Source organism: Mesorhizobium sp. M4B.F.Ca.ET.143.01.1.1, from assembly GCF_004792275.1.
Taxonomy (GTDB): domain Bacteria; phylum Pseudomonadota; class Alphaproteobacteria; order Rhizobiales; family Rhizobiaceae; genus Mesorhizobium; species Mesorhizobium abyssinicae.
This window is the reverse complement of record NZ_SRSR01000001.1, coordinates 644,112-670,297: the sequence shown is the minus strand read 5'-3', so window position 1 is coordinate 670,297 and position 26,186 is coordinate 644,112. Positions and strand designations below refer to the sequence as shown.

Genomic DNA, 26,186 nt, shown 5'->3' with positions numbered 1-26,186 from the left:
AATTAACGCCGCTCGTCCGTATCTGCTATGAAGTGCGGAAATTGCGTCGACTTCACTTCCGTTTGTACAACGGCAGCCGTCACATTTTTGCGGTTTTCCTCCGCTTGTGCTTGCTTACGGGGGCCGACATCCCACCTATAGGCGGTGATTTGGCGGGGCAAGGGTTTATTAGAATTTAGTCATGCTAGCGCGATCGAACGAAACGACCAATGCCGAGACGGCTTTGGCGCCAGCGGCGCCAGCCGGCACGCGCGGTGATGCGTTCGACCGCGCGCAGCGGCATTCGCGCCGGGTGCGCGTGCTGAAATTCGCTGTGCCGCTGCTTGCGGCTGGCATCGCCATCGCCTTTCCGGTCTATTCCTATCTTGCCGCCCCGGTGTCGATCTCGGTGCAGGCCGAAGGCAGCGCCTTTGCCGACGGCAAGCTGGTGATGGCCAACCCCAAGCTCAACGGCTTCACCAAGCAAAAGCTGCCCTATTCGCTGACGGCGCTGCGCGCCATCCAGGACGTCGGCAAGCAAGGGATCATCGATCTTGAAGGGATCAACGCCAAATTGCCGTTGACATCGGACAATGTGGCGACCGTCAACGCCACGCGCGGCGTCTACAACCGCGACGGCAACACGATGAGCCTGACCAGCGACATTACGGTGACGACGACCGACGGCATCGAGGCCAAGCTCAAATCGGTCTTCCTCGACATGGGCAAAGGCACTATGAAGACGGATGATCCGGTCGATGTCAGCCGAGGCGGCTCGCGGATCACGGCGGATTCGATGGCGGTCCAGGACAACGGCAAGGTCCTGGTCTTCGAGAGCAAGGTGCGCGTCAACATCGATCCCGCCAGCTTGAAGGCGGCAGAGCAACAGGGCGGAGAATCGAATGCGTCGCAATAGTATGGCACGGCTTTTGAGCGCGGCTTCGGTGCTGCTGCTGCTCGGCGGGTCGCCGTCGCTTGCCCAGTCCGGCACGACCAGCCAGGTCTCGGGCCTCAAGCTTTCCGGCGATCAGCCGATCCAGATCGAGAGCGACAAGCTCGAGGTTCGCCAGGCCGACAGCGTCGCCGTGTTCAGCGGCAATGTCACCGTGACGCAAGGGCCGACCACGCTCAAGGCCGGCAAGATGACGGTCTACTATGTCAAGGATCCCAATGCCGCCAAGGGCGCCGCCGCCGGCGCGTCGGCGATGACCGGCTCGGCCAACATCGACCACCTTGTGGTCGACAACAAGGTCTACATCAAGTCGAACGACCAGATCGCCACCGGCGACAATGGCACGTTCGACATGAAGAGCCAGGTGCTCGTGCTTTCCGGCAAGGAAGTGGTGCTGTCGCAGGGGCCCAACGTGCTCAAGGGCTGCAAGCTCACCGTGCAGATGAACAGCGGCCTCGCTCAGGTCGACGGCTGTGGCGGGCGCGTCATCATGTCGATGACCCCGCCGCCGAAGTCGGGAGCGCCGAAGCAATAATGGCCGGCGTATCGTCGCTGCTGGCTCGCCTTCCGGGGCGGGCCGCCGGCAAACCAGCGGCGCCGGCTACGGTTTCCGCCGATTCCGCCAAGTTCAAGGGCACCTTGATCGCCAAGGGCCTGACCAAGAGCTACAAGGGCCGCAAGGTCGTCAGCGGCGTGACGCTTGGCGTGCGCGCCGGCGAGGCGGTCGGGCTGCTCGGCCCCAACGGCGCCGGCAAGACGACCTGTTTCTATATGGTGACCGGCCTGGTGCCGGTGGACGAAGGCACGATCGAGATCGACGGCTTCGACGTCACCTCGATGCCGATGTACCGCCGCGCCCGGCTCGGCATCGGCTACCTGCCGCAGGAGGCCTCGATCTTCCGGGGCTTGAGCGTCGAGCAGAACATCCGCGCCGTGCTCGAAGTGGTCGAGAAGAGCCGCAAGGCACGCGAGCGCAGCCTCGACGAGCTGCTCGAGGAATTCCACATCAGCCATCTGCGCAAGGCGCCCTCGCTGTCGCTGTCCGGTGGCGAGAGGCGGCGTCTCGAGATCGCGCGCGCGCTCGCCACGCGCCCGGCCTATATGCTGCTCGACGAGCCTTTCGCCGGCATCGACCCGATCGCGGTGGCCGATATCCAGCAGCTGGTGCGGCACCTGACCGCGCGCGGCATCGGCGTGCTGATCACCGATCACAATGTGCGCGAGACGCTCGGCCTGATCGACCGCGCCTACATCATCCACGCCGGCCAGGTGCTGACGCATGGCCGCGCCGACGAGATCGTCGCCAATGCCGATGTGCGGCGGCTTTATCTCGGCGAGGGTTTTACCCTCTAAACAGGAAATCCAGTTCCCGACGCAATTTTTCGGCGATTTTTGGGATTCTTGTCCGATTTTTGCCTGAGATAACGCTCCGGTAAGCGCGTTTTGCTACCGTTTCCCTTGACAAGCAAAAGCCGGGCCAGTTTGTTTGGCCCGGTCGGAAAAACTCGTTCCGGCATGTCCTGTGCGTAGAGGCGTTTGAAAACCAACCATGGCGCTGGCGGCGAAATTACAGCTACGGCAGTCCCAGTCGCTGGTGATGACGCCGCAACTGATGCAGTCGATCCGGCTGCTGCAGCTCACCCATGTCGAGCTCGAGCGCTTCATCGATGACGAGATCGAGCGGAACCCGCTGCTGGAGCGCGCCGAGCCGCAGGACGACGCGACGAGCGACCAGGCGCAGAAGAGCGATGCCGCGCCGGAATCCGCCGCCGACGGCGACTGGTTCGAAGCCGAGACCGAATGGAGCGCCGAAGCGATCTCGGACAAGCTCGATTCCTCGCTGGAGAATCTCTTTCCCGACGATCCCGGCACCAGCGAGCGGCTCGGTCCGGATCTCAGCGCGCAATGGAAATCGGCTTCCGGCAGCGGCATCGGCGCGTCCTCGTCCGAAGGTTTCGATGTCGGCGACATGGCCGCCAGCGCGATCACGCTGCGCCAACATGTCGGCGAGCAGATCGCGCTCGCCTTCGCCGACCCGGCGGCGCGGCTGGTTGCCGGGGAGCTTGCCGATGGCCTCGATGAAGCCGGCTATCTGCGCGCCGACATGGCCGAGATCGCGGCTCGCCTCGGCGCCAGCGAAGCGGCGGTGACCAAGGTGCTGGTGACCTGCCAGACGTTCGAACCCGCCGGCCTGTTTGCCCGAGACCTCGCCGAATGCCTGTCGCTGCAGCTTGCCGTGCGCGACCGGCTCGATCCGGCGATGCGGGCGCTGGTCGCCAACCTCGAGCTGCTGGCGCGGCGCGATTTCCAGACGCTGAAGCGGATCTGCGGGGTCGACGAGGAGGATCTGCTCGACATGCTGGCCGAGATCCGGGCCCTCGATCCGCGGCCCGGAATGGCGTTTTCGGGCGGCGCCAGCGACGCCATCGTCGCCGATGTCGAGGTGCGTGCCGCCAACGACGGCAGCTGGGCGGTCGAGCTCAATGCCGAGACGCTGCCGCGCGTCCTGGTCGACAATGTCTATTTCGCCAGGGTTTCGGGCCACGCGAAGGACCAGGCGGAGAAGGACTTCCTGGCCGAGTGCCTGCAGAGCGCCAACTGGCTGACGCGCAGCCTCGACCAGCGGGCCAAGACCATCCTCAAGGTCGCTTCGGAGATCGTTCGCCAGCAGGACGCCTTCCTGGTCCATGGCGTGCGCCACCTCAAGCCGCTCAATCTGCGTACGGTGGCCGATGCCATCGGCATGCACGAATCGACGGTGAGCCGGGTCACGGCCAACAAATACATGCTGACGCCGCGCGGCGTGTTCGAACTGCGCTATTTCTTCACCGCTTCCATCGCCTCGGCGGGCGGCGGCGAGGCGCATTCCTCGGAAGCGGTGCGCGACCGCATCAAGCAATTGATCGACGAGGAAAAGCCTGTCGACGTGCTCTCCGACGACGCCATCGTCGACATGCTGCGGGAAAGCGGCGTCGACATCGCCCGCCGTACAGTCGCCAAATACCGGGAAGGCATGAATATTCCCTCCTCGGTGCAGCGGCGGCGTGAAAAGCGCGCTATCGCCAGCGCCGGGCGCTGACCGCACCGTCAAACGGCCGCGGCGCGGATTTCCACAGTTTTCGAGCTTCATTGACAAGCCGCAATGAAGTGTCTAGAAGCCCGCCCGCATGAGGCGGGCCTGAAACCCGCAAGCGGATGGGTCCGTCACAGCGAAGGCCTCGCGACGGCCAGAAGGCAACTTGTGATCAACCGGAAAGTTCGGATTTAAAATCGGCGCGAGCGCCGCCGCAAAGCTTGTGCGCGCGGACCACGAGTATAAACTCGGGACAGTTTGAAGCCTGAGTAGGGAAGGTCAGTTTTCAGATGAAACTGCGCATTTCGGGAAAACACATGGACATCGGCGATGCGTTCCGTACGCGCATCAACGACCGTGTCGGCGAGGCGATCGGGAAATATTTCGATCGCGGTTTTTCAGGGCATGTCACGGTCATCAAATCGGGGTCGCGCTTTTCGGCCGACTGCATGATCCGGCTCGATTCCGGCGCCTCATTGCAGGCGACGGGCGACGCACAGGACCCCACGCTTGCCTTCGAGGCGGCGGCTGATCGCCTCGAAACCCGCCTGCGGCGCTACAAGCGCCGCCTGAAATCGCACAATTCCGGCAACGGCAATGGCGAGCCAACCGACATCGCCTATACGGTGATGGCGCCTCTCGCCGACGACGACGAGGAGATTCCGGAGAATTTCGCTCCGGCGGTCGTCGCCGAGTCGACCATGACGCTGCGCACCATGTCGGTGGCGTCCGCCGTCATCGAACTCGACACCAAGGACAGCCCGGTCTTCGTGTTCCGCAACGCCGGGAACGAGCATCTCAACATCGTCTACCGCCGGCCGGATGGGAACATCGGCTGGATCGACCCGTCCACGACCAAAGTCGCACAGGGATAGCAGCCAGCCGCGCGAGGGGGCGAGGACTGGCTGCGGCGGGCGAACAAGGGATTTTTCAGGCATGGATCTTAGCGATCTGATCAACGTTCCGGCGATCATGCCGGCGTTGAAGGCGAACTCCAAGAAACAGCTGCTGCAATTGCTGTCTGAGAGGGCGGCGGCGATTTCGGGCATTCCGGAGCGGGAGGTGTTCGACACCATCCTGCAGCGCGAGCGGCTGGGTTCGACCGGAGTCGGCAACGGCATCGCCATTCCGCATGGCAAGCTGGCCGGGGTGAAGCGGATCGCCGGCGTCTTCGCCCGGCTGGAAACGCCGGTCGATTTCGAGGCGCTGGACGACCAGCCGGTCGACCTGGTGTTTCTGCTGCTTGCGCCGGAGGGTGCTGGCGCCGACCATCTCAAGGCGTTGTCGCGCATCGCGCGCGTGCTGCGCGACGCCGACACCGTGGCCAAGATCAGGGGTACGCGCGATGCGGTGGCGATCCACGCGCTGTTGTCGGACACGCAGGCCTCGCACGCGGCCTGAAGCCATTTTCGGGATTAAAACCTTCGGAGGGCCGCCAAAAGCGGCCCTTTCCATTTGGACCCTGACAGACCGCCGTCAGTGAATGGCGACGGTGGTCAGGTCGTTCTCCAGCGCGCCAGCCAGCGCCCGGTCGCGGGCGTCGGACAGCAGGATCGGCTGGCCATTGGCCGCAAACAGCGCCCACAGCTCCATGCCGGGCGCGATTTCGTCGAGGCCGGGGAAGCGGCCGCGCAAATCGTCGCTCGAGACTTTCCGGAGATAGGCGACCGAGCCTTCGCCGAGATGGGCGAATTCGCCGCTGGTCATGGTCGAGGTTTCGTCGGTTCTGGTCATTTCAAGCCTCCTTGGCGCGAGGACGCCGTCCAAGGCCGCCCCGCATGAGAGCCATTAGAGCGCCGTGCGTCCAGTTGGACGCACAAACGACGCTCTAACTCTTCAAGTCTGCTGCATCGTGCTTTCGGAAAATCGATTCCGATTTTCCGGCCGATGCAGCGGTAAAGATCAGTCTTTCACCGATATGTTTATTTTCCGTACCAGCCGCTCGACCTCCGGCCGATCGAGATCGATCGACAACAGGCCGTTCTTCAGCTCCGCCGCGATCACCCGCATGCCGTCGGCCAGCACGAAACAGCGCTGGAACTGGCGCGCGGCAATGCCGCGGTGAAGGAATTCGCGCTCGGTATCGTCGGTCTGACGGCCGCGCACGATCAACTGGTTCTCCTCCGTCGTGACATCGAGGTCGCTTTCGGCGAAGCCGGCGACGGCGAGCGTGATGCGCAGCCTTTCGGCCATGCCGTCGGCGCCGCTGAGGCGCTCGATGTTGTAAGGAGGATAGCTGTCACCGGACTTCGCCAGACGCTCGAGCGTCTTTTCCATGGTGTCGAAGCCCAGGAGAAGCGGGCTCGAAAAGGGCGTCATTCGGCTCATGTTACAGTGTCCTCTGGAGAGCGACATAAACTGGAAAAACCCGGATGGCATTTTTCCCGATTGTCTTGATATGGTCCGCCGCGCGGACAAGTTCAAGCCATCACAAACCCCGCCCCAAAACCCCGCCCCAAAACCCCGCCCAAAAAGACTCCCAGAAGGAATTGAAATGCCGCAGTCACGCAAGATCATCATCGACACGGATCCCGGCCAGGACGATGCCGTCGCCATTTTGCTGGCGCTCGGCAGCGCCGAGCTGGAGATCGTCGGCATCACTGCCGTTGCCGGCAACGTGCCGCTGACTCTGACCGAGAAGAACGCCCGCAAGATCTGCGAGCTGGCCGGCCGGCCCGACATCAAGGTCTATGCCGGCGCCATCCGGCCGCTGGCGCGCCAGCTCGTCACCGCCGAGGAAGTGCATGGCAAGACCGGCCTCAACGGCCCGCAACTGCCCGATCCGACGATGCCGCTGCAGGATCAGTACGCCGTCGATTTCATCGTCGAGACGCTGATGAGCGAAGACAGCGGCACGATCACGCTCTGCCCGCTCGGACCGCTCACCAACATCGCGCTGGCGCTGATCCGCGAGCCGCGGATCGCGCCGCGCATCAAGGAAATCGTGCTGATGGGCGGCGGTTTCTTCGAGGGCGGCAACGTCACCCCGACCGCCGAATTCAACATCTATGTCGACCCGCACGCCGCCGACGTCGTCTTCAAATCCGGCGTTCCGATCGTGATGATGCCGCTCGACGTCACCCACAAGGCATTGACCACGGCCAAGCGCACGCAGGCTTTCCGCGACCTCGGCACCAGGGTGGGCATCGCCACGTCGGAGATGCTGGAGTTCTTCGAGCGTTTCGACGAGGAGAAGTACGGCACCGATGGCGGGCCACTGCACGATCCGTGCGTGATCGCCTATCTCATCAAGCCCGAGCTGTTCAAGGGCCGCAACTGCAATGTCAGCGTCGAGACCTCTTCCGAGCTCACCATGGGCATGACGGTGATCGACTGGTGGGGCGTGACCAAGCGGGAAACGAACGCCATGGTGATGCGCGACATCGACCATGACGCGTTTTTCGCGCTGCTGGTCGAGAGGCTGGGGCGGCTCTGAAAGCTTCCTTCTCCCCGTTTACGGGGAGAAGGTGCCGGCAGGCGGATGAGGGGCGGCGCGAATGTCGGTGTTTTGCCAGCAACCCTGGCGCTGCCCTTCACCCGATCGCTTGGCGACCACCCTCTCCCCGTAACGGGGCGAGGGAAGGTAGGCGCTACTTCGCCTTCGAGAACGCCAGCCAGAGGCCGCCGCCGACCAGGAAGCTGCCGCTGATGCGGGACATCAGCTTGATGCGGCTGGCCGACAGCAGCCGGCCGGCGCGGCCGGCGGCAAGCGCGTAGGTGGAATCCGACATCGCGGCGAAGACCATCGCGGTGAGACCCATCACCACGATCTGCACCGTGTAGTTGCCCTGCGGCGCGATGAACTGCGGGAAGAAGGCGCCGAAGAAGACCAGCGTCTTCGGATTGCTGATCGCCACCAGGAAACCCTGCAGGAAGAAGCCGCCGCGCGGCTTCCTGGCCGAGCCGTCAGGGTTCAGCGTGCCTTTCGAACGGAACATCTGCACGCCCATCCAGATCAGATAGGCGGCGCCGATCAGCCTGACCCATTCGAACCAGTGCCCCATGCCGGCGATCAGCGTGTTGAGGCCGATGCCGACGATGGCGATCATGATGGCGAGGCCGGCCTGGGTGCCGGCGACATTGGCAAGGCCGGCACGCGAGCCGTGGCGGATGCTGTTGGCGATGATCAGCGTGACGGTCGGGCCGGGCACCAGGACGATGACGATGCAGGCGACGACATAGGTGGCGTAGAGTTCCAGCGACATGGTCTTTCCTCAAGCAGGATGGCGCCGATCCGGCGGCGGCCGAACGCGATCAATGCACGGCGCCGGTGCCGGCGCAAGCGCCAGCCTGCCGCCACAGGCGGTCCTCAGCTTGCCCCTGCCTGCCAGGGCAAGGTCGCCTCGTAGGCCGCGCCGGCCATGAGCACAGCGAGGTCACCGCGTGGCCGCCCGATCAGTTGCATGCCCATCGGCCGGCCCTTGCCGTCGAAGCCGACGGGTACGTTGAGCGCCGGACAGCCGCCGAGCGTGGCGAAGGCGGAGACCTGCATCCAGCGATGGTAGCTGTCCATGGCGCGCCCGGCCACTTCGCGCGGCCAGCGGGTGGCGACCTCGAAGGGAAAGACCTGCGCGGTGGGCAGCGCGACGAGGTCGAAGCGATCGAAGATCGACAGCAGCGTCCGGTGCCAGGACGAGCGCCGTACCGTGGCGGCATGGATCTCGGGCGCGGTGAGGCGCATCGCCTGCTCCACTTCCCACACGGCCTCCGGCTTCAGCAGTTTGCGCCTGGCCGGATCGTCGTAGTGGACCTTGAGCGCGCAGCCGCTGCTCGCCTGGCGCAGCGTGACGAAGGCCTGCCACAGCGCCTCGAAATCGACATCCGGCACCAGCGCTCCGCTGTGGAACGACGCGTCGGCGAAGCGGACGAGCGCGGCTTGGCAAAGGTCGAGGATGCCAGGCTCCATCGGCAGATGGCCGCCGAGATCGCCGAGCCAGGCGATGCGGCCGCCGGTCGCCTTCGTCGACAATCCGTCGAGAAAGGAACCCTGCTTGTCGTGCGACAGCGGGGCGCGCGGATGATGGCCGGCCTGTTCGTCGAGCAGCAGGGCGATGTCGCGGACGCTGCGGCCCATTGGCCCTTCGACGCCCATCTGGGCATGGAAGACATCGATGTCCGGCCCGGCCGGGACCAGTCCCTGCGAGGGGCGGAAGCCGTAGACGTTGTTGTAGGCGGCAGGGTTGCGCAACGAGCCGCCGAAGTCGCTGCCGTCGGCGACCGGCAGCATGTCGAGCGCCAGCGCTACCGCAGCGCCGCCGCTCGAGCCGCCGGCGGTGAGAAGCGGATCGAAGGCGTTGAGCGTCGGGCCGAACACGCTGTTGTAGGTGTTGGAGCCAAGTCCGAATTCGGGAACGTTGGTCTTGCCGATGATGATGGCGCCCGCCTTGCGGACACGCTCGACGAAGAAGTCGTCCTCGCCGGGGACAAAGTCGGCGAAGATCGGCGAGCCGAAAGTGGTCCTCAGGCCCTTGGTCAGCGCCAGGTCCTTGATCGCAATGGGCAGACCGAACAGCGATCCCGCCTTGCCGCCGCGCGCCAGATGGGCGTCGGCCCTGTCGGCTTCGGCGAGGATATCGGCGCGGTCGCGCAGCGACACGATGGCATTGACCAGCGGGTTCACCGCCTCGATGCGGTCGAGGAAGGCGGTGACCACCTCGCGTACCGACAGGCGGCGCTCACGGACTGCGCCGGCCAGCTCCACGGCGGACAGCCGGCAGATATCACCCGCGGGCGGGACGGCATGTCTGGTCGCCGGACGCATGGCCGTCACCCGGCGGCCGACAAGGCGGCGTCGACGTCCTTCGCCAGCGGTATCGCCGGCTGGGCGCCGGGCTTCAGGCAAGCGAGCGAGCCGGCGGCGGCGGCGCGGACGAGCGCCTGTTCGAGTGGCAGGCCCGACGACAGGCCGGCACCGAAATAGCCGCAAAACGTGTCGCCGGCGCCGACCGTATCGACCGGAGTGATCTTCAACGCCGGCACGGTCAGGAAGGTGTCGGGCGTCGCGGCGAGCACGCCGTCGCCGCCGAGGGTGACGACAATGGCGCGTCCGGTCTTGCCGGCATAGTCGCGCATCCGCGCAGGGCGGTCGCGGCCGCTGAGGGACAGCGCCTCGCCGTAGAGATCGAATTCGGTCTCGTTGGCGACGGCATAGTCGGCCTTGCCCAGAAGCTCGGACGCCTCGGGGCGGAAGGGCGCGGTGTTGAGCACGCTGACGGCGCCGGCCGCCCGCGCCGCCTCCAGCGTGGCGTCAACGGTCTGCAATGGGATCTCGTGCTGCAGCAGCACGACGTCGCCCTTCTTGAGCTGTGCCTTGGCGATATCGCCTGGCAGCACCGAATCATTGGCGCCCGGGACCACGGCGATGACGTTTTCGCCGTCGGCGCCGACCAGGATCAGCGCCGTGCCGGTCGAGGCGAAGCTCTCGCCTATGCCGGAGAGATCGACCTTGCCAGTGAGCAAAGCCAGCGCCTCGGCGGCGAAGCTATCCTTGCCGACGGCGCCGACCATGCTCACCTTGGCGCCGGCGCGCGCGGCGGCCAGCGCCTGGTTGGCACCCTTGCCGCCGGGCGCGGTGGCGAAAGCGGAACCGCGCACCGTCTCGCCAGGCGCTGGCAAGCGGTCGACATTGGCGATGAGGTCGAGGTTGATCGAGCCGACTACGATAATCAAGAAGTGCCTCCTGCTTAATGGGCGGGAAGCTAGCCCGTAAGAGTGCCGGTTGCCAGCCCATTGAGCAGTTCCGCGCGAGCCGCCACGCTTTCATTCGCAGCGCACGGTGACAGTGCCCTGGTAGCTGCCGGCGGGAAAGATGCCCGGCGATTTGGTGGCGGTGAGGTCGACCTGCATGGTGTGGGTGCCGTTGATCACACGCTGCGGCGAACTGCCGGGAATATCCGTGCCCGAGCCGTCGAGACGGAAGACGGTGGCGAAAGTGACGTTGGTGTCGCCTCCGCTTGGAGCGGAGGTGAAGGCGATCGGCGCCGGCGCCGAAACAGAAAAGCAGTCGATCAGGTTGAGGATCGTGCACAGCAGCGAGCTTGCGGTGATGGTGGCGCCGGCGCTCGACCCGCCCGCCTGCTTGGAGCCGAAGATGTTGATGGCGGGATTCGGCTTCATCGTTCCGGAGGCGCCGATCACGATCGTGCAGGTGCCAACGACCGCCGCCTGGGTCGGAAGGCAGAGGCCGGCAAGTGCTGCCATCGCCAGCAGGGCGCGGCTATTTCTTCTTCTTTTTCCTGCCATCGCCGTTTGTCCCTCTGATGCTCCAGCCTCCGTTGGCCCATCCGGCCGATGCGGCCGCGGGAGCGCGAGCGGCCGTCGGAGGGGCGGCAGGCACGCTTGCCGTCGTCTGGCCGTCGGTGCCGAGGCCCATCTTGAGCAGCTTCAGTTCCAGTTGCAGGCGCTCGACCTCGAGCTCGTAGAGGCGGCTACAATCGACGCGCTTCGGCGTCCGCCCGATCGGCACCACCACGCGGCCATAGGTGGCGAGGTCGCTGTTCGACTGGCTGCTGTTGTTGCCTCTGATGACGCCGACATCGAGATAGGCGCCGCTGCCGGAAACCGAAGAGCGGCAGGTGGTGCCGTCGGAAGCGTGAACCTCGTCCTGGCCCTGGGGCAGAGTGACGCCGGGCAGGGTGAAGCCCGTCTGGTTCTGGTTCAGGTTCAGTATGTCCTCGGCAAACCCCTGACTCACGACCGCCAAGGCGGGCAGCAAGGCAAGGGTCAGGACCTGCGATGTCCGAAGAACTTTCCGCATATCTGTGCCCTTATCTGCGTCTGCTCGCTTGGAAAGGGGATACTCTCGGTACAGATACGCACTTTACGCTCGGTTGCGCCGTCGAACGGCACGACCACCAGGACCGGACGCGATGCCTGGCCGGCCAAAAGGAAGGCGCTCGGCGTGATCCTGGCGGCGACCGGCTGGAAATCCTGGTCGTAGACATGAACCTCGACGCGAATGCGCTGGTCGTACGGGTTGCCCGGGAAGACCCGGACGGCGAAAGCATCGGTGAACGACCTCACCTCGCCGCGCATCGGCGTCATCGACTGGCCCGTCGCGGCGATGGGAGACAGCACGGCGGCCAACGCCGCCGCCAGAGTTCCAATCTTTCTCAAAGATCGCTCCTTTCGCGAGAGGCTATTCGCAGCGCAATGTCACGGTCGCCTGGTAGTTGCCGGCGGAGAAGCGGTTTGAGCCGCCCTTGGTGCCAGCAAGGTTGACGGCGACCGTCGATGTGCCGGGTACCGTCAGCGCGGTCGCGGTGCCAGTTTCGGCAATCGTCTGCGCGCCGGAGGTGGCGAAGGTCGGGGTCCATGTGGTGGCCGTGACATCCGAGGCCGGCACGGTGGTGGTCGTGACCGGGTCGACGCTGAGCGTGACGCCGCCCGTGGTGTCGACCTGGGCGCTGCCGGCCGAACCGCCGGCATTGTGGGAGCTCAGCGACTGAAGGTTGGTGCTGACGGTCATCGTGCCGTTGGAATTGATCGTGATCGTGCAGGTCGCGGTGATCGTGCCGTTGAACAACACGTTTCCGGTGGCGGCCGATGCGGTCTGGTCGATACAGGCGACCAGCAGTGCCGCACCGATGACGGCGCGAAAGAACTTCATCGAGACCCTCCTATCAAGCCGGCTGGTCCGACTTAATGCAAAGGTATCTTCGCTTTGTCGTGGTTAATTTAGGGTAAACTTAAGTGGAGTGACTTGCCGGCAAAGAGAAAAACCGGCGAAACCACAGGTTGTCGCCGGTTGCATCGCCTATTGTGCGGGCCAATAAGTGTAAGAATACTTGCTTATACTCGATCTGCGGTTTTGTGCAACAATCACCAAAAAAATCGATGTTTCAAGACCCGACCTGTCCCGCCTCCCAGCCGAGGATGGCGCGCTTGCGCGTCAGGCCCCAGTGATAGCCGGTCAACGCCCCGGATTTGCCGAGCGCGCGATGGCAGGGCACGACGAAGGACATCGGATTGGCGCCGACGGCCGCGCCAACCGCGCGGCTCGCGCTCGGCGCGCCGATGCTGGCGGCGATCGAGGAGTAGGTGCAGGCCTTGCCCATCGGAATGCGCAGCAGGGCTTCCCAGACGCGCAGCTGGAAGTCGGTGCCGATCATCACCACGCGCAGCGGCTGGTCGGCGCGCCACAGCCTCGGATCGAAGATGCGCGCGGCATAGGGCGCGGTGGCGCTCATGTCCTCGACATACGTCGCGTTCGGCCAGCGCCCCGACATGTCGGCGAAGGCTGCCCGCTCGCCGCCGGCATCGTTGAAGGCAAGGCCGGCAAGGCCGCGGTCGGTGACCATGATCAGCGCGATGCCGAAGGGCGAGATGTGATAGCCGTAGCGGATGGTGAGGCCGGCGCCGCGCGTCTTGTAGTCGCCCGGCGACATCGCCTCATGGGTAACGAAGAGGTCGTGCAGCCGGCCGGGGCCGGACATGCCGAGCTCGAACGACGTCTCGAGCAGCGGCATGCCGGAATCGAGCAGCCGGCGCGCGTGGTCGAGCGTGACCGCCTGCAGGAAGGCCTTGGGCGACAGGCCGGCCCAGCGGGTGAACAGCTTCTGCAACCCGGTCGGCGTCTCGCCGACCTCTTCGGCCAGAACCTCGAGCGAGGGCTGGTCGCGATAGTCGAGGCTGATCTTCTCGATGGCGCGGCGCACGACCTCGTAATCACTGCCTTCGGGGGTGATGTCGTTCTGAAGGATCGCGGTCGGTTTCATCTGCGCATTCATGGTCATCTGGGCGTTCATGGCAATATCTCCTTGAGCGCGAATATCGTTGTTCCCGCCCTCTGCCACCACCCGAAACTTGCCTTCCAGCAACCGGCGCCCAGATAGAACTGGCTCAGTGAAAGGAAAGCCCATGGCCGGCGAGAAAGTCCATCTCACCCGGGAAAAGGAAACCCTGCTCATCACCGTCTACGGCAAGGCGCTGGAAAGCCGGAGGCCGGATTCGCTGTTGCAAGATCGCTTCGCGGATGAGGCCGTTCGCCGGATCGACTATGACTTCGCGAGGCTTAAGGTCGACGACAATCTCGCCGTCAGCCTGGCAATCCGGGCCAAGGCGCTGGACGACTGGACGTCGGCCTTCCTGGCCATGCACCCCAACGCCATCGTGCTGCATCTCGGCTGCGGGCTCGACACACGGGTGTTCCGCATCGATCCGCCGCCAGGCGTCGACTGGTTCGACGTAGACTATCCCAAGGTCATCGAGCTCAGGCGCAAGCTTTTTCCGCCGCGCGACCACACCCATTTGATCGCTTCGTCGGTTACCGAGCCCGGCTGGCTCGATGCTGTGCCGGGCAATCGGCCGGCAATGATCGTTGCGGAGGGGCTCACGCCCTATCTCGCCGCCGACGAGGGTCCAAAATTGTTTGCGCGGCTTGTGTCGCATCTGGCCGGTGGCGAGCTTGTCTGCGACGCCTACAGCGATCTCGGTCTGAAATTCGTGCGTTCCAGCCCGACGTTCCGAGCTACCGGGGCCGAGCTTCACTGGGCGATCAACGACCCGCGCGAGCTGGAGCAGGCTGCGCCTGGCCTGCGGTTGGTGGAGGAAACCTCCGCCTACAAACCCGAACATGCCGCGCGCGTGAGCTGGTTCGCGGGCCTGATCTTCCGCCTTTGGAGCCACATCCCGGCCCTTCGCAAGGTGGGCCGGTTGCTGCGGTTCCAATTTTGACGATCAGCGCGCCCTGGCGGTGGCGAGCGCGCGCGAAAAGGCGGCGGCAAAACTTTCGCGGGAAGCGGGGTCGAGGAAGGACCCGATCGACACGATCTGCCCCTGCGCTTCCACTGCCATCCTGGTAATGCCGATCTCGGCATGGCGGGCGATCGAGAAGCGGGCCCAGAATGGATTGAAGCGGTGCGCTTCCGATTTGCCGGAGGGCGCGGTCTTGCGGATGTCGAGGGTGGTGCGCGACACCGACACCTCCTCGCGGGCGCGGGCGGCGCGGTAGTTGACGCGGAAGGCGATGTAGACGGCGATCACGTCGAGCCCGAAGAAGCCGAACACCGGCCAGGCGCCGCGCGACAGGAAGAACGCGCCGGTGACCAGCCAGCCGAACGACAACGCGGCCATCAGGACGAAGAAGCCGGTGCGGCCGAGCGAGCGGTGCGGTGTCAGCAAGGCATGGAAGAAGGGTTCGTCGGCCTGGAAAGAGGCGTTTGTGTCGCTCATGGCTGGATATTATAGGAAGGGAATGGCAAGCCCCAAGACGAAAAAATCCCCGATGGCCAAAAATGCACTGCCGCCCGGCCGGCGCGACGGCTCGAACGCCAAGCCGCGGCCGCGGCCGGCACGATCACGGCCGCTCTACAGCCCGGCCGAGGTGCATGAGATCTTCCGGCGGTTTTCGGTGCAGCGGCCGGAGCCGAAGGGCGAACTCGAGCATGTCAACGCCTTCACCTTGCTGGTCGCCGTGGTGCTTTCGGCGCAAGCGACCGATGCCGGCGTCAACAAGGCGACGCGGGCGCTGTTCAAGGTCGCCGACACGCCGCAGAAGATGCTGGCGCTGGGCGAGGCAAAGGTCGGCGACTACATCCGCACCATCGGACTCTGGCGCAACAAGGCCAAGAACGTGATCGCGCTGTCCAAGGCGCTGATCGACGAGCATGGCGGCGAAGTGCCAGACGACCGCGACCAGCTGGTCAGGCTGCCGGGGGTCGGGCGCAAGACCGCCAATGTCGTGCTCAACATGGCCTTCGGCCAGCACACGATGGCGGTCGACACGCATATCTTGCGCATCGGCAACCGGTTGGGGCTGGCGCCCGGCAAGACGCCTGAGCAGGTCGAGCAGGGGCTGCTGAAGATCATTCCGGAAGAATATATGCGCCATGCGCATCACTGGCTGATCCTGCACGGCCGCTATGTCTGCAAGGCGCGCAAGCCGGACTGCCCGGCCTGCGTCATCGCCGATCTGTGCAAAGCGGCCGAGAAAACGTCCGAGATACCAGCGCCGCTGGTGCCGATCGCGCCGCTGGCGGAGAGCGTCGCCGTGGAGGCTCAGTAGCCGCGCGCCATCGCCGCGGCGAAGACCGGGATCAGCAGGAAGATGAAGGCTTCGGCGCGGACATAGGTCTTCACCGAGGCGAGCTCGGCCGCCGGCACCTGAAAGCCGGGAGTGGCGCCGGCCTGCCGGTTCCAGGAGATGAAGCGGATGGTCGGGACGATCGACAAAAGGCCGACGATGACGAAGGCCGTCATCTTTGCCCAGAACATCCAGTTGTAGATGTAGAACTCCCAGCCCTTGAGGCCATAGAAGACACGGCCGGCGCCGACGATGACGATCAGCGCGGCGATGATGCCGTAATGGCGGTCGATGCCGACAAGGCGCTTCAGCGTCGCGGCGGGCAAGTCGCCGCGGATCAGCACGAATTCGGCGCCGATGATGCCGGCCAGCGAAAACACCAGCAGATGATGGATGATGGCCAGCACGAGATCGGTGGTATCCATGCTTTTCCTCTGGTTGGAGGATGCGTGGGCTGAATCAGATTCCCGCGAAGACTAGCATCGCCGGACAGAATTCCCAGACATGGCCGGCAGCTAGCTGCTCTGGTGTGATGGGACGTTCTGGTCTGGAGGATGATCCGGACCGCCGTGGCCCTTGTTCGGTGCGGGAGGTTTGCTAGGCGCCTGCTTGACGTTCAAGCGAGGCAAGTTTTATGGGCAGTCCAAAGGCAACCGGCGTCCCGGTCATCGAAACGGCGCGGACCATCCTGCGGGCGCACCGGCTGGACGATTTCGACGCCTACGTCGCCATGTGGGCCGATCCCGCCGTCACCCGCTTCATCGGCGGCAAGCCGCGGACGCGCGAGGAAAGCTGGATGCGCTTCCTGCGTCATGCCGGCCTGTGGTCGCTGCTCGGCTACGGTTTCTGGGCGATCGAGGAGAAGGCGACCGGCCGCTTCATCGGCGAGGCCGGCTTTCACGATCTGAAGCGCGCCATCGAGCCCTCGATCGAGGGCGTGCCGGAAGCTGGCTGGGCGCTGGCTCCGGAAGCGCAGGGCCGGGGACTGGCCAGCGAAGTGGTACAGCGGGCTCTCGCCTGGGGCGACGTGACGTTCTCGCCGGCCAGAACAGTCTGCATCATCGATCCGGAAAACACCGCCTCGCTCAATGTCGCGGCCAAATGCGGCTACACGGAAATCCTGCGTACCACCTATCACGACAACGCGACGATCCTGCTGGAACGGCATCCCTGAGCCAGCCCAGCCATCCTCAGCCGGCCATGCGCAGCTTGCGCGCGAGAGCGCTGTCCGGACCGTCGTCGGGGGCAGCGCGCGAGCCCGGACTCAGCAGCTTCGTCGTTGCGTTGAAGGGTTGCGGCCGGGCGATCGCATAGCCCTGGCCATAGTCGACGCCGATCGACTTCAGGGCCTCGATGATGCTCTCGCTTTCAACGAACTCGGCAATCGTGCGCTTGCCCATCACCTTGCCGATATGATGGATCATCTCGACCATGGCCCGGTCGATGCGGTCCTCCAGCATGTCCTTGACGAAGCTGCCGTCGATTTTCAGATAGTCGACAGGCAGGTGTTTCAGATAGGCGAAGGACGACATGCCGGAGCCGAAGTCGTCGAGGGCGAAGCGGCATCCCAACTCGCGCAACTGGGCAATGAAGCGCATCGCGTTGGCGAGATCGGCAATGGCGCTGGTCTCGGTGATCTCCAGGCAGACCATGTTCGGCGGAATGCCGAAGACGCCGAACTGTTCGCGCAGGAAGTCGAGGAACGTCTCGTCGCCGAAGCTCGCCCCCGAGAGATTGATGGCGCAGGTGGCGATCGGAGCGGCCGTTGGGTTGGCAAGGCGCGCGGCCAGAACGGCGAATGCGCCGCGCACGACCCAGCGGTCGATCGCCGGCATCAGCCCATAGCGCTCGGCCGCCGGGATGAAGCTGGCCGGCGAGACGATGGAGCCGTCCTCGTCCGTCAGCCGCAGCAGGATTTCGATATGCGCGCCGGCTTCGGCCACGGCATCATTGAGCGGCCAGATCTCCTGGCAATGGAGCCTGAAGCGATTTTCCTCCAGGGCAGCGTGCAGGCGCTGGACCCAGGCCATCTCGGTGAAGCGTTCGCGCAGGGCGGTGTCGCTGTCGCTGTGCAGCTGAACCCGGTTGCGGCCCTTCTCCTTGGCCATGTAACAGGCGACGTCGGCGGCCTGCAGGGTCTCCTCGAGCGTGACTTCGGCATCGGTGATCTGCACCACGCCGATGCTGACAGTGATGACGAAGGGCCGTCCATTCCAGGAGAAATGCAGATCCTGCACGGTCGCCCGCAACCGTTCGGCGATATCGGCCGCGACATCGGCGCTGCAGTCGAAGAGCAGCACGCCGAACTCGTCGCCGCCGAGCCTGGCCAGGATGTCGCCCGCGCGCAGCTCGTTGCCGAGCAGGACCGAAACCTGGCGTAGCAGCTGGTCGCCGGCGGCATGGCCGCATGTATCGTTGACGAGCTTGAACTGATCGAGATCGAGATACATCAGCGCGTGCTGGCCGGGCCGGCTGTGCAAGTCCGCCGCCGTCCTTTGCAGGCGGTTCTCGAAGTCGCGGCGGTTGGCAAGCCCGGTCAGCGCGTCGTGCGATGCCTGCCATGAGAGCCGCTCGATATAGTCCTGTTCGCGCGTCATGTCGTGGACCGCGAGCACGGCACCGACCAGCCTGCCCGCGACCGACAGCGGCGCGCCGGTCAAGGCGACGGGAACGACCGAGCCGTCAGCGCGCTTGAGCAGCCATGGTCGGGCGTTGGCGGGCTGCGGCTCGCCGGCCAGCAGGCGCTCTATCCACCGTGTCTCCTCGACGCCCGTTTCCTTGTCGATGAGCCTGAACAGCGATGCGATCGGCTTGCCCTTTTCCGCATCGAACTGGCGCGCCAACAGACGCTCGGCAACGGCGTTCATATAGTCCAGTCGCCCGTCGGCAGTCGTGCTGATGACGGCCTGGCCGATCGAGGCGAGCGTGATCTGGGCCCGTTCGCGTTCGGCGTTGAGCGCGTTCTGAAAGGCCTGACGCTGCGCCAGCAGCTTGCGCGTGCGCCACACGGCAAGCAGGATAAGCAAGGCCGCCGTGGCGAGGTTGGCCAGCGTCAATGCCAGCTTGATGAAACGCGAACCTTCACCCAGGCTGTCGGAGAATGCCTTGGAAAGGGGGCCGATCTCATCGTTGAGCCGGTGAATCTCTGCCTTCCAGGCGCCGATCTGCGCCGCCGATGCCGGTCCTTCCTCGATCTTGCGGTGGATGGCGTTGCCAAGCTCGTCAAGCGCCAGGATCATGACGTCAGCCGCCGCCCAGCGCTGGATGGCCACATCGAGGTAGCTGACATCGCGGAAGTTGCGGAACAGCCAGATCATCCCGGTGACATCGTCGGCGTGATTTCCGCCTTGCAGGAAACCGGCGCGCGCCGCGTCGGTGTCAGGCTCGGCTTGCTCGAGCGCCAGCCGCGCCGCGTGGTCGGCCAGCGGAACGGCGATCGCGTCGCGATATTCGTTGAAGAAGTCCGTTTTGCCGGTATCGACATAGAGGCTGAGGAAATAGATGGCCTCTTTCTGTCCCTTCGACCAATGGCTTTCGCCGCCAACGTAGGCGCGAACGGCCGAAAGCGTATAGAGGCTGCCGCTGGCGACGAGAGCCTGGATCAGGACCACGAGTATGAATGGCCAGACCAGCCCGACAAGACGCGGACTGGCAAGCGCCGCTGACAGCCTCATCAAGCTTCCATGGAAATTGCCATGGCCCCCCGTGAATCCGCCGGTCCGACCGAGCAGTCATGGTCGGACGAAACCTCTCGCCCTCATGTCGCAGCTCGTCATGCGACAACAGCTCGACTAGCATGTCGGCCTTAACAGCCAATAAACTTGTCGAGTATTTTAGCTCGACACAAGGCGTCTTCTTCCGCGGCGAGCTTACGCCAGGGTATAGGATCGGATTTTAGGAAAATATTATTGGGGCTCGACTGCTTCCAATTTGCCCGAATGCCAATGTCCGGCAAGTCGCGGCCGAAGCCTGTGAACATAATTCAGATAGATTCCAGTGCTTTGCCGGCGCTGGCCGCTTTCAGGCTTGCCCGTTCGAGCATCGAGGCGTCTTCGCCGAAGGCGCGGGTGGCGCGGGCGGCGGCCTCGAGCAGGGGCGCGGTCATGCGCCGCAGAAAGGCCGCGTCCACGCGCGTTCTCGGCCCGGCCAGGGTGAGCGCGCCGAGAAGGGTCCGTCCGGGGCCGAAGACAGGCGCCGAGACGCCAGCCGTCTCGGGGTCGCGATCGCCCACCGACAAGTGATGATAGTCTTCGCGGATGGTCTCATAGGGTTCGCCCGGCTCACCCGAAAATGCCGCGAGCACGCGGCCGCCGGAGCCGGCCAGCAAGGGCAGCACGTCGCCCTCGCGGATCGTGTAGCGGATCGGATGCTTGGACTCGACGCGGTAGAGGCAGGTACGGACGTCGCCGGAGCGGACATAGAAGGCGACGCTTTCCCAGCTCCGCTCGGACAGGTCGCGCATGATCGGCAGCAGGACATCCATCGCCACCACCGAGCGCTGGTAGAGCGCACCAAGCCTGAAGGTGGCCGGCCCGATGCGATAGCGCCCGTCGTCCAGGCGTTCCAGCAATTGCCCGCGCATCAGCGAGTTGGCGAGCCTCAGTATGGTGCTCTTGTAGAGGCCGGTGCGGGTCGCGATCTCGGCCAGGCCGAGCGAGCGGTCGGCGGGGGTGAATGCGTCGAGGATGGCGATGGCGCGGTCGAGCGCGGCAACGCCTTCGGCCGACGCCGGGCTGGCAGGTGTATTTTTCATCCCGATGATGATTTCATATTGGTCGCCCCGCCCGGGCCAAGCCCGGATGAGGCGATTTTGTCGTGGCAAAATCGTTCTGTCCAGTAGAATGCCATTCCCGTTGACAGAACGCAGTCACAAATGCTTGAACTCGAAGGCGGGTCTGAATTCAGGCCACGTCTTGGCAGGCACCGGAGGAGGTGTCGTGATTTGGAGGAATCCCATGCTGAACAGACGCAGATTCTTGACGAGCACCGCGGCCGGCTTCGCGGCACTGCACTTCACGCCCGCCTTCGCGCAGGACGCGCCGCAGCTCCAGATCTTCGTGCCGGCCGCGCCCGGCGGCGGCTGGGACCAGACGGCACGCACGATCGACCAGGTGCTGCGCTCTGAAAAGCTGATCTCGGGCTCGCAGATCACCAATGTCGGCGGTGCCGGCGGCACGGTCGGCCTGCCGCAATTCGTCAACCAGTGGAATGGCAAGGCCAATTCGCTGATGGTGGCCGGCATGGTCATGGTCGGCGCCATCATCGCCAACAAGTCGGCCAACAACCTGACCGAGGTGATCCCGATCGCCCGCCTCACCGGCGAGTTCGAAGCGCTGGTGGTGCCGGCGGCGTCACCGTTCAAGACCGCCGCCGACTTCGTCGCCGCGCTCAAGGCCGATCCGACCCAGGTTCCGGTGGCTGGCGGCTCGGCCGGCGGTTCGGACCACATATTGTTCGGGCTGATCGCCAAGTCCGCCGGCGTGCCGGCGACCAATCTCTCCTATGTGCCGTTCGCCGGTGGCGGCGAGGCGCTATCGGCGCTGCTCGGCAACCAGGTGGCGGCCGGCATTTCCGGCTATGGCGAGTTCTCCGAGCAGATCAAGGCGGGAGCGCTCAGGCTGCTCGCCATCTCCGCCGACAAGCGCCAGGAGGGCATCGACGCGCCGACGCTGAAGGAAGCCGGCATCGATGTCGAATTGTTCAACTGGCGCGGCGTCTTCGCTCCGCCCGGCGTGTCCGATGCCGACAAGGCGTCGCTCATCAAGCTGGTCGAGACGATGGCCAAGAGCGAGGCCTGGGCGACCGAGTGCAAGAACCGCAACTGGACGCCGATCCTGCTCACCGGCGACGACTATGCCAAGTTCGTCACCGAGGACACCGCCCGCATCGGCGCCATCCTCAAGGATCTCGGCCTCGCCTGACGCCTCCCCCGGAGCGGGGCGGCCCGCGCTGCCCCGCCTCGACGCTCGCCAAGCGCATGGACATGAGCTCCATAGCGGGTGAGACTGCGGTCAGGGCCGGCCGTGGGATGCCGGTCATCCAGGGAGGACATTCATGAGCACCAGCGACCAGCAGGCGCCGCCGCGCTTCGCCATACCCGAATTGTTGATCGGCGTCGGGCTCCTGGCCTGCGCCGCGGCCGTGGCCTGGCAGACGCTGGCGATCCCGGTGTCGCCGCTCTATTCCAAAGTCGGTCCCAGGGTGTTCCCCTACATTACCATGGCCGGCATGGTGGTGCTGTCGCTGCTGCTCATCGTCGCGGCGCTCCGGGGCGGCTGGCAGCCGGACGAGGAGAAGGAGACGCCGACCGACTGGAAGTCGATGGGCTTCGTGGTGGCCGGCCTCGTCGCCAACCTTACGCTCATCCATCCGCTCGGCTTCACCGCCGCCTCGGTGATCATGTTCGTTCTGGTCTGTTACGGCTTCGGCAGCCGCCGCCCGCTGCGCGACGTGCTGCTCGGGCTGATCCTGGCGCTAGCGGCCTATTTCGGCTTCGCCAAGGCGCTCGGCGTCAACATCGGCGCCGGCTTCGTCGAGAACCAGCTGAACACGGTGATCAACGCCGTCATCGCCATGGTCAGGGGCTGACGCCATGGACACGCTCAACCAACTCGCGCACGGCTTCTCGGTGGCCTTCACGCCGGCCAATCTGTTGTGGTGCCTGGTCGGCACGACGCTCGGAACGGCGATCGGCGTGCTGCCCGGCCTCGGGCCGGCGCTGACCATCGCGCTGCTTCTGCCGATCACCTACCAGGTGGCGCCGGAAGCCTCCTTCATCCTGTTCGCCGGCATCTATTACGGCGCCATGTATGGCGGCTCGACGACGTCGATCCTGCTCAACACGCCCGGCGAAAGCGCCACCATCGTCACCGCCCTGGAAGGCAACCGGATGGCGCGCTCGGGCCGCGGCGGCGCCGCGCTCGCCACCTCGGCGATCGGCTCGTTCGTCGCCGGCACGATCGGCACGCTGGGCGTCGCCTTCCTGGCCCCGATCGTGGTCAAGTTCGCATTGGCCTTCGGCCCGGCCGAGTATTTCTCGCTGATGGTGCTCGCCTTCATCACCGTCTCGGCGGTGCTGGGCTCGTCCTCGGTGCGCGGTCTCACCAGCCTGTTCGCCGGCTTCGTCATCGGCATGATCGGCGTCGACCTGCAAACCGGGCAGCCGCGCTTCACCTTCGGCATGGGCGAACTGCTCGACGGCGTCGACGTCATCATCGTCGCGGTCGGCCTGTTCGCGGTCGGCGAGACGCTCTACATGGCCTCGCGCCGCTATGCCGGCAAGGACGAGATCGTGCCGCTCAAGGGCTCGCTCTACATGACCGCGGCCGAATGGGGACGCTCGTGGAAGGCATGGCTGCGCGGCGCCCTGATCGGCTTCCCGATCGGCGCCATGCCGGCCGGCGGCGCCGAGATCCCGACCTTCCTGTCCTATGCGATCGAGAAGAAGCTGTCGAAGCACAAGGAGGAGTTCGGCACGGTCGGCGCCATCGAGGGCGTCGCTGGCCCGGAAGCCGCCAACAACGCCTCCGCCGCCGGCGTGCTGGTGCCGATGCTCACGCTTGGATTGCCGACCTCAGCCACCGCCGCGATCATGCTGTCGGCCTTCCAAAGCTACGGCATCAACCCCGGGCCGCTGCTCTTGACGACACAGGCCAATCTCGTCTGGGGCCTGATCGCCAGCCTGTTCATCGCCAACGTCATCCTCGTCATCCTCAACCTGCCGCTGATCGGCCTGTGGGTGCGGCTCTTGAAGATCCCGGCGCCGCAGCTCTATGCCGGCATCCTGGTGTTCGCCACCGTCGGCACCTATGGCATCTCGCAGTCGCCGGTCGATCTCGTCATCCTCTATCTTCTGGGGGCGGCCGGCTTCCTGATGCGGCGCTTCGATTTCCCGACCGCGCCGGTCATCATCGGCATGATCCTCGGGCCGCTGGCCGAGACGCAGTTCCGCCGCGCGATGACGATCGCCAACGGCGACTGGACGGTATTCTACCGGCATCCGCTGTCGCTGACGCTGCTGACGCTCGCCTTCATCGGTCTCGTCGGGCCGCATATCTGGCCTGGGTCGAGCACCGGCGCAGGCGCGGACCGGAGCACGTGCCCGGCGATGCCTGATCGATCTGGAGCATCATGACCGACCTGCTTTCCGGCATCCGCGTCCTCGATCTGACCAATGTGCTGGCCGGCCCTTATTGCGCCTACCAGCTGGCGCTGCTCGGCGCCGACGTCATCAAGGTCGAGGCGCCGAATGGCGGGGATCTGGCGCGCCAGCTCGGCGCTTCGGCAACGCTCAACCAGGCCGGCATGGGCGCCTCTTTCCTGGCGCAGAACGCCGGCAAACGATCGGTCGTGCTCGATCTCAAGCAGGAGGCCGATCGCGACCGCTTCCTCGACCTGGTCGCGTCCGCCGACGCGCTGGTGGAAAACTTCCGGCCGGGCGTCATGGACAGGCTTGGGCTCGGCTATGCCAGCCTGAAGGCTGTCCGCCCGGGTCTCGTCTACTGCGCCATATCGGGCTTCGGCCAGAGCGGGCCGATGCGCGACAATCCGGCCTATGACCAGATCATCCAGGGCCTGTCGGGCATCATGAGCATCACCGGCACGCCGGAAACGGCGCCGCTGCGTGTCGGCTATCCGGTCGCCGACACCCTCGGCGGGCTGGTCGGCGCCTTCGCCATTGCTGCGGCCCTGGTCAAGCAGAAGACGAGCGGCGAGGGGGCATTCCTCGACGTGTCGATGCTGGAATGCACGCTCTCGGCGCTCGGCTGGCCGGTGTCCAACTATCTGACCGCCGGCGTCGAGCCGCGGCCGATGGGCAATGAGAACATGACGGCCGCACCGTCGGGCGCGTTCCGCACCGGCGAGGGGCTGCTCAACATCGCCGCCAACAAGCAGGAGCAGTTCGTCACGCTTTCCCAACTGATCGGACGGCCCGAACTGGCGTCGGATCCGCGCTTTGCCGAGCGCGAGGCGCGCAAGCAGAATCGCGCCGCGCTGAAGGCGCTGATCGAGGATGCGCTGGCGGGCGCCTCGGCCGCCGCCTGGGAGGAAAAGCTCAACCGCGCCGGCGTGCCGGCCGGGCGGGTGCTGACGATCCCGCAGGTGCTCGACGAGCGCCAGGTGACCGAGCGCGGCATGACGACCCGCTTCGAAGCCGTGCCCGGCATGGACCGGCCGCTGACGGTGGTGCGCGGCGGCTTCATGGTCGACGGCGCGGCACCGCTGCCGGCCGGGCCGCCGCCGGCGCTGGGCGAGCATATGGACGAGGTGTTTGCGACGCTGCCGGCGCGCGACAAGACAAGAGCGCCGGCATGAGCGAGGACAAAAAGACCGGCCGCGCGCGCGGCGAGGACTGGTGGCGGACCGGCATCATCGAAATGGGCCCCGGCGTGATCCGGCTGCGCGGCTACGAGATCCAGGACCTTATCGGCCGCGTCAGCTTTCCGGCCATGATCTGGCTGATGCTGCGCGGCGAATTGCCCAGCGAGGACCAGGCGGCGCTGCTTGGCATCGCGCTGGGTGCGGCCGTCGACCACGGGCCGCAGGCGCCATCGATCGCCATCGCCCGCATGGCGGCGACCTGCGGCGTCGGCATCAACAATGCGATGGCTTCGGCCATCAACGTGCTGGGCGACGTGCATGGAGGCGCCGGCGAGCAGGCGCTTTCCTTCTACGGCGACATCGCCGCGGCGATGGACCAGGGCACGACGCTGGCCGATGCGGTGGCGGCGCGGCTCGATCGTTTCTTCGCCGAAGACAGGGGCTATGTGCCGGGTCTCGGCCATCGCTTCCATCCGGTTGATCCGCGCGCGCCGCGGCTCATCGAACTGACCCGCGATTTCGCGGCGCGCGGCGTCGTCGGCGGCCGCTTCGCCGACATCGCCGAGGCCACCGAGGCCGAGGTGGCGCGGCGCAAGGGCAAGCGCATCCCGCTCAACATCGACGGCGCGACGGCGGTGATCTATGGCGAGCTCGGCTTCCCGCCGCCGCTGACTCGCGGCCTGTTCGTGCTGTCGCGCTCGGTCGGCATCCTGACGCATGCCTGGGAGCAGTCGCAGGAGACCGAGCGCAACAAGGGGCCGCTGCCGCGGGAATGGCTGTGGGCCTATACGGGTGCTCCGGTACGACCGTTTCCCGGCCGCGAGGATAAGAGCAGCTGA

Annotated in this window: 29 protein-coding genes; 15 read left to right on the top strand and 14 right to left on the bottom strand. The window is 65.5% G+C overall.

The features are described 5' to 3' along the window. The first annotated feature begins 181 nt into the window (after positions 1–181). The 6 genes from lptC (at position 182) to ptsN (ending at position 5,405) form a co-directional block, all read left to right on the top strand. Positions 182–895, top strand: a complete 714-nt coding sequence (gene lptC, locus EN786_RS03205; RefSeq protein WP_127282411.1) for an LPS export ABC transporter periplasmic protein LptC — start codon at positions 182–184, stop codon at positions 893–895. Then, positions 882–1,466 (top strand): LptA/OstA family protein, encoded by a 585-nt coding sequence (locus EN786_RS03200; RefSeq protein WP_127309348.1) that lies wholly within the window; start codon positions 882–884, stop codon positions 1,464–1,466. The genes lptC and EN786_RS03200 overlap by 14 nt, the downstream gene beginning before the upstream one ends. Further along, positions 1,466–2,284: an LPS export ABC transporter ATP-binding protein gene (gene lptB / locus EN786_RS03195; protein WP_127309347.1), complete on the top strand. Its 819-nt coding sequence runs from the start codon at positions 1,466–1,468 to the stop codon at positions 2,282–2,284. Before EN786_RS03200 ends, lptB begins: the two co-directional genes overlap by 1 nt. A gap of 196 nt (positions 2,285–2,480) precedes the next feature. Next, positions 2,481–4,010 (top strand): RNA polymerase factor sigma-54, encoded by a 1,530-nt coding sequence (gene rpoN / locus EN786_RS03190; RefSeq protein WP_135907960.1) that lies wholly within the window; start codon positions 2,481–2,483, stop codon positions 4,008–4,010. Positions 4,011–4,294: 284 nt separating this feature from the next. After that, entirely contained in the window at positions 4,295–4,879 is a 585-nt protein-coding gene (gene raiA / locus EN786_RS03185) for a ribosome-associated translation inhibitor RaiA (RefSeq protein ID WP_127286970.1), read from the top strand. Between the two features lie 61 nt (positions 4,880–4,940). Beyond that, complete coding sequence (gene ptsN, locus EN786_RS03180) at positions 4,941–5,405, top strand: PTS IIA-like nitrogen regulatory protein PtsN (RefSeq protein ID WP_006200387.1); 465 nt, start codon at positions 4,941–4,943, stop codon at positions 5,403–5,405. 75 nt (positions 5,406–5,480) lie between these two features. On the opposite strand, the gene EN786_RS03175 is transcribed toward ptsN, so the two are convergent. Together EN786_RS03175 and EN786_RS03170 are read right to left on the bottom strand one after the other, a co-directional pair. Beyond that, positions 5,481–5,738, bottom strand: a complete 258-nt coding sequence (locus tag EN786_RS03175; protein ID WP_127286971.1) for a DUF1150 family protein — start codon at positions 5,736–5,738, stop codon at positions 5,481–5,483. A gap of 168 nt (positions 5,739–5,906) precedes the next feature. After that, positions 5,907–6,332 carry an Hsp20 family protein gene (locus EN786_RS03170; RefSeq protein ID WP_126058304.1) on the bottom strand — a complete coding sequence of 142 codons (426 nt, stop codon included), beginning with the start codon at positions 6,330–6,332 and terminating at the stop codon, positions 5,907–5,909. 166 nt (positions 6,333–6,498) lie between these two features. On the opposite strand from EN786_RS03170, the gene EN786_RS03165 reads away from it, so the two are divergent. Further along, on the top strand, positions 6,499–7,440 hold the full coding sequence (locus EN786_RS03165; RefSeq protein ID WP_127312289.1) for a nucleoside hydrolase: 942 nt from the start codon (positions 6,499–6,501) through the stop codon (positions 7,438–7,440). Positions 7,441–7,594: 154 nt separating this feature from the next. Here EN786_RS03165 and EN786_RS03160 read toward each other — a convergent pair whose 3' ends face one another. From EN786_RS03160 to EN786_RS03125, 8 genes are all read right to left on the bottom strand, one after another. Further along, positions 7,595–8,209 carry a LysE family translocator gene (locus tag EN786_RS03160; protein WP_135907959.1) on the bottom strand — a complete coding sequence of 205 codons (615 nt, stop codon included), beginning with the start codon at positions 8,207–8,209 and terminating at the stop codon, positions 7,595–7,597. Between the two features lie 104 nt (positions 8,210–8,313). Beyond that, complete coding sequence (locus EN786_RS03155) at positions 8,314–9,765, bottom strand: amidase (protein WP_127310577.1); 1,452 nt, start codon at positions 9,763–9,765, stop codon at positions 8,314–8,316. 5 nt (positions 9,766–9,770) lie between these two features. Next, positions 9,771–10,673, bottom strand: a complete 903-nt coding sequence (locus tag EN786_RS03150; RefSeq protein ID WP_127310576.1) for a ribokinase — start codon at positions 10,671–10,673, stop codon at positions 9,771–9,773. 90 nt (positions 10,674–10,763) lie between these two features. Then, positions 10,764–11,246: a hypothetical protein gene (locus EN786_RS03145; RefSeq protein WP_127310575.1), complete on the bottom strand. Its 483-nt coding sequence runs from the start codon at positions 11,244–11,246 to the stop codon at positions 10,764–10,766. Beyond that, on the bottom strand, positions 11,221–11,760 hold the full coding sequence (locus tag EN786_RS03140) for a hypothetical protein (protein WP_127310574.1): 540 nt from the start codon (positions 11,758–11,760) through the stop codon (positions 11,221–11,223). Before EN786_RS03140 ends, EN786_RS03145 begins: the two co-directional genes overlap by 26 nt. Next, positions 11,727–12,119 carry a hypothetical protein gene (locus EN786_RS03135; protein ID WP_127286383.1) on the bottom strand — a complete coding sequence of 131 codons (393 nt, stop codon included), beginning with the start codon at positions 12,117–12,119 and terminating at the stop codon, positions 11,727–11,729. Before EN786_RS03135 ends, EN786_RS03140 begins: the two co-directional genes overlap by 34 nt. 22 nt (positions 12,120–12,141) lie before the next feature. Then, positions 12,142–12,612 (bottom strand): hypothetical protein, encoded by a 471-nt coding sequence (locus EN786_RS03130; RefSeq protein ID WP_127286382.1) that lies wholly within the window; start codon positions 12,610–12,612, stop codon positions 12,142–12,144. Positions 12,613–12,844: 232 nt separating this feature from the next. Further along, complete coding sequence (locus EN786_RS03125) at positions 12,845–13,732, bottom strand: methylated-DNA--[protein]-cysteine S-methyltransferase (RefSeq protein WP_127286387.1); 888 nt, start codon at positions 13,730–13,732, stop codon at positions 12,845–12,847. 130 nt (positions 13,733–13,862) lie between these two features. Between EN786_RS03125 and EN786_RS03120 the strand changes: the two genes are divergently transcribed. Next, on the top strand, positions 13,863–14,678 hold the full coding sequence (locus tag EN786_RS03120) for a class I SAM-dependent methyltransferase (protein ID WP_127310573.1): 816 nt from the start codon (positions 13,863–13,865) through the stop codon (positions 14,676–14,678). 3 nt (positions 14,679–14,681) lie between these two features. On the opposite strand, the gene EN786_RS03115 is transcribed toward EN786_RS03120, so the two are convergent. Next, on the bottom strand, positions 14,682–15,176 hold the full coding sequence (locus EN786_RS03115; protein ID WP_127286380.1) for a DUF2244 domain-containing protein: 495 nt from the start codon (positions 15,174–15,176) through the stop codon (positions 14,682–14,684). Between the two features lie 22 nt (positions 15,177–15,198). On the opposite strand from EN786_RS03115, the gene nth reads away from it, so the two are divergent. Continuing rightward, positions 15,199–16,008 carry an endonuclease III gene (gene nth, locus EN786_RS03110; protein WP_127286379.1) on the top strand — a complete coding sequence of 270 codons (810 nt, stop codon included), beginning with the start codon at positions 15,199–15,201 and terminating at the stop codon, positions 16,006–16,008. On the opposite strand, the gene EN786_RS03105 is transcribed toward nth, so the two are convergent. Next, the gene (locus EN786_RS03105) at positions 16,002–16,451 is read right to left on the bottom strand and encodes a DUF2214 family protein (RefSeq protein ID WP_127286378.1); all 450 of its coding nucleotides are present in this window, start codon (positions 16,449–16,451) and stop codon (positions 16,002–16,004) included. The genes nth and EN786_RS03105 overlap by 7 nt on opposite strands. A gap of 209 nt (positions 16,452–16,660) precedes the next feature. On the opposite strand from EN786_RS03105, the gene EN786_RS03100 reads away from it, so the two are divergent. Then, on the top strand, positions 16,661–17,200 hold the full coding sequence (locus EN786_RS03100) for a GNAT family N-acetyltransferase (RefSeq protein WP_127310572.1): 540 nt from the start codon (positions 16,661–16,663) through the stop codon (positions 17,198–17,200). Positions 17,201–17,216: 16 nt separating this feature from the next. Here the strand turns inward: EN786_RS03100 and EN786_RS03095 are convergent, their stop codons facing one another. After that, complete coding sequence (locus EN786_RS03095; RefSeq protein WP_135907958.1) at positions 17,217–19,700, bottom strand: EAL domain-containing protein; 2,484 nt, start codon at positions 19,698–19,700, stop codon at positions 17,217–17,219. Between the two features lie 308 nt (positions 19,701–20,008). Further along, the gene (locus EN786_RS03090; protein ID WP_127312255.1) at positions 20,009–20,779 is read right to left on the bottom strand and encodes an IclR family transcriptional regulator; all 771 of its coding nucleotides are present in this window, start codon (positions 20,777–20,779) and stop codon (positions 20,009–20,011) included. A 202-nt stretch (positions 20,780–20,981) separates the two neighbouring features. On the opposite strand from EN786_RS03090, the gene EN786_RS03085 reads away from it, so the two are divergent. The 5 genes from EN786_RS03085 to EN786_RS03065 all read left to right on the top strand — a co-directional run bounded on the left by EN786_RS03085 (position 20,982) and on the right by EN786_RS03065 (position 26,186). Further along, positions 20,982–21,947: a tripartite tricarboxylate transporter substrate-binding protein gene (locus tag EN786_RS03085; RefSeq protein ID WP_128275121.1), complete on the top strand. Its 966-nt coding sequence runs from the start codon at positions 20,982–20,984 to the stop codon at positions 21,945–21,947. 133 nt (positions 21,948–22,080) lie between these two features. Beyond that, positions 22,081–22,614, top strand: a complete 534-nt coding sequence (locus EN786_RS03080) for a tripartite tricarboxylate transporter TctB family protein (protein WP_127286133.1) — start codon at positions 22,081–22,083, stop codon at positions 22,612–22,614. Between the two features lie 4 nt (positions 22,615–22,618). Continuing rightward, positions 22,619–24,160 carry a tripartite tricarboxylate transporter permease gene (locus EN786_RS03075; protein WP_210238896.1) on the top strand — a complete coding sequence of 514 codons (1,542 nt, stop codon included), beginning with the start codon at positions 22,619–22,621 and terminating at the stop codon, positions 24,158–24,160. Next, positions 24,157–25,341 (top strand): CoA transferase, encoded by a 1,185-nt coding sequence (locus tag EN786_RS03070; RefSeq protein WP_127310121.1) that lies wholly within the window; start codon positions 24,157–24,159, stop codon positions 25,339–25,341. Before EN786_RS03075 ends, EN786_RS03070 begins: the two co-directional genes overlap by 4 nt. Beyond that, entirely contained in the window at positions 25,338–26,186 is an 849-nt protein-coding gene (locus tag EN786_RS03065) for a citryl-CoA lyase (protein ID WP_127310120.1), read from the top strand. The genes EN786_RS03070 and EN786_RS03065 overlap by 4 nt, the downstream gene beginning before the upstream one ends.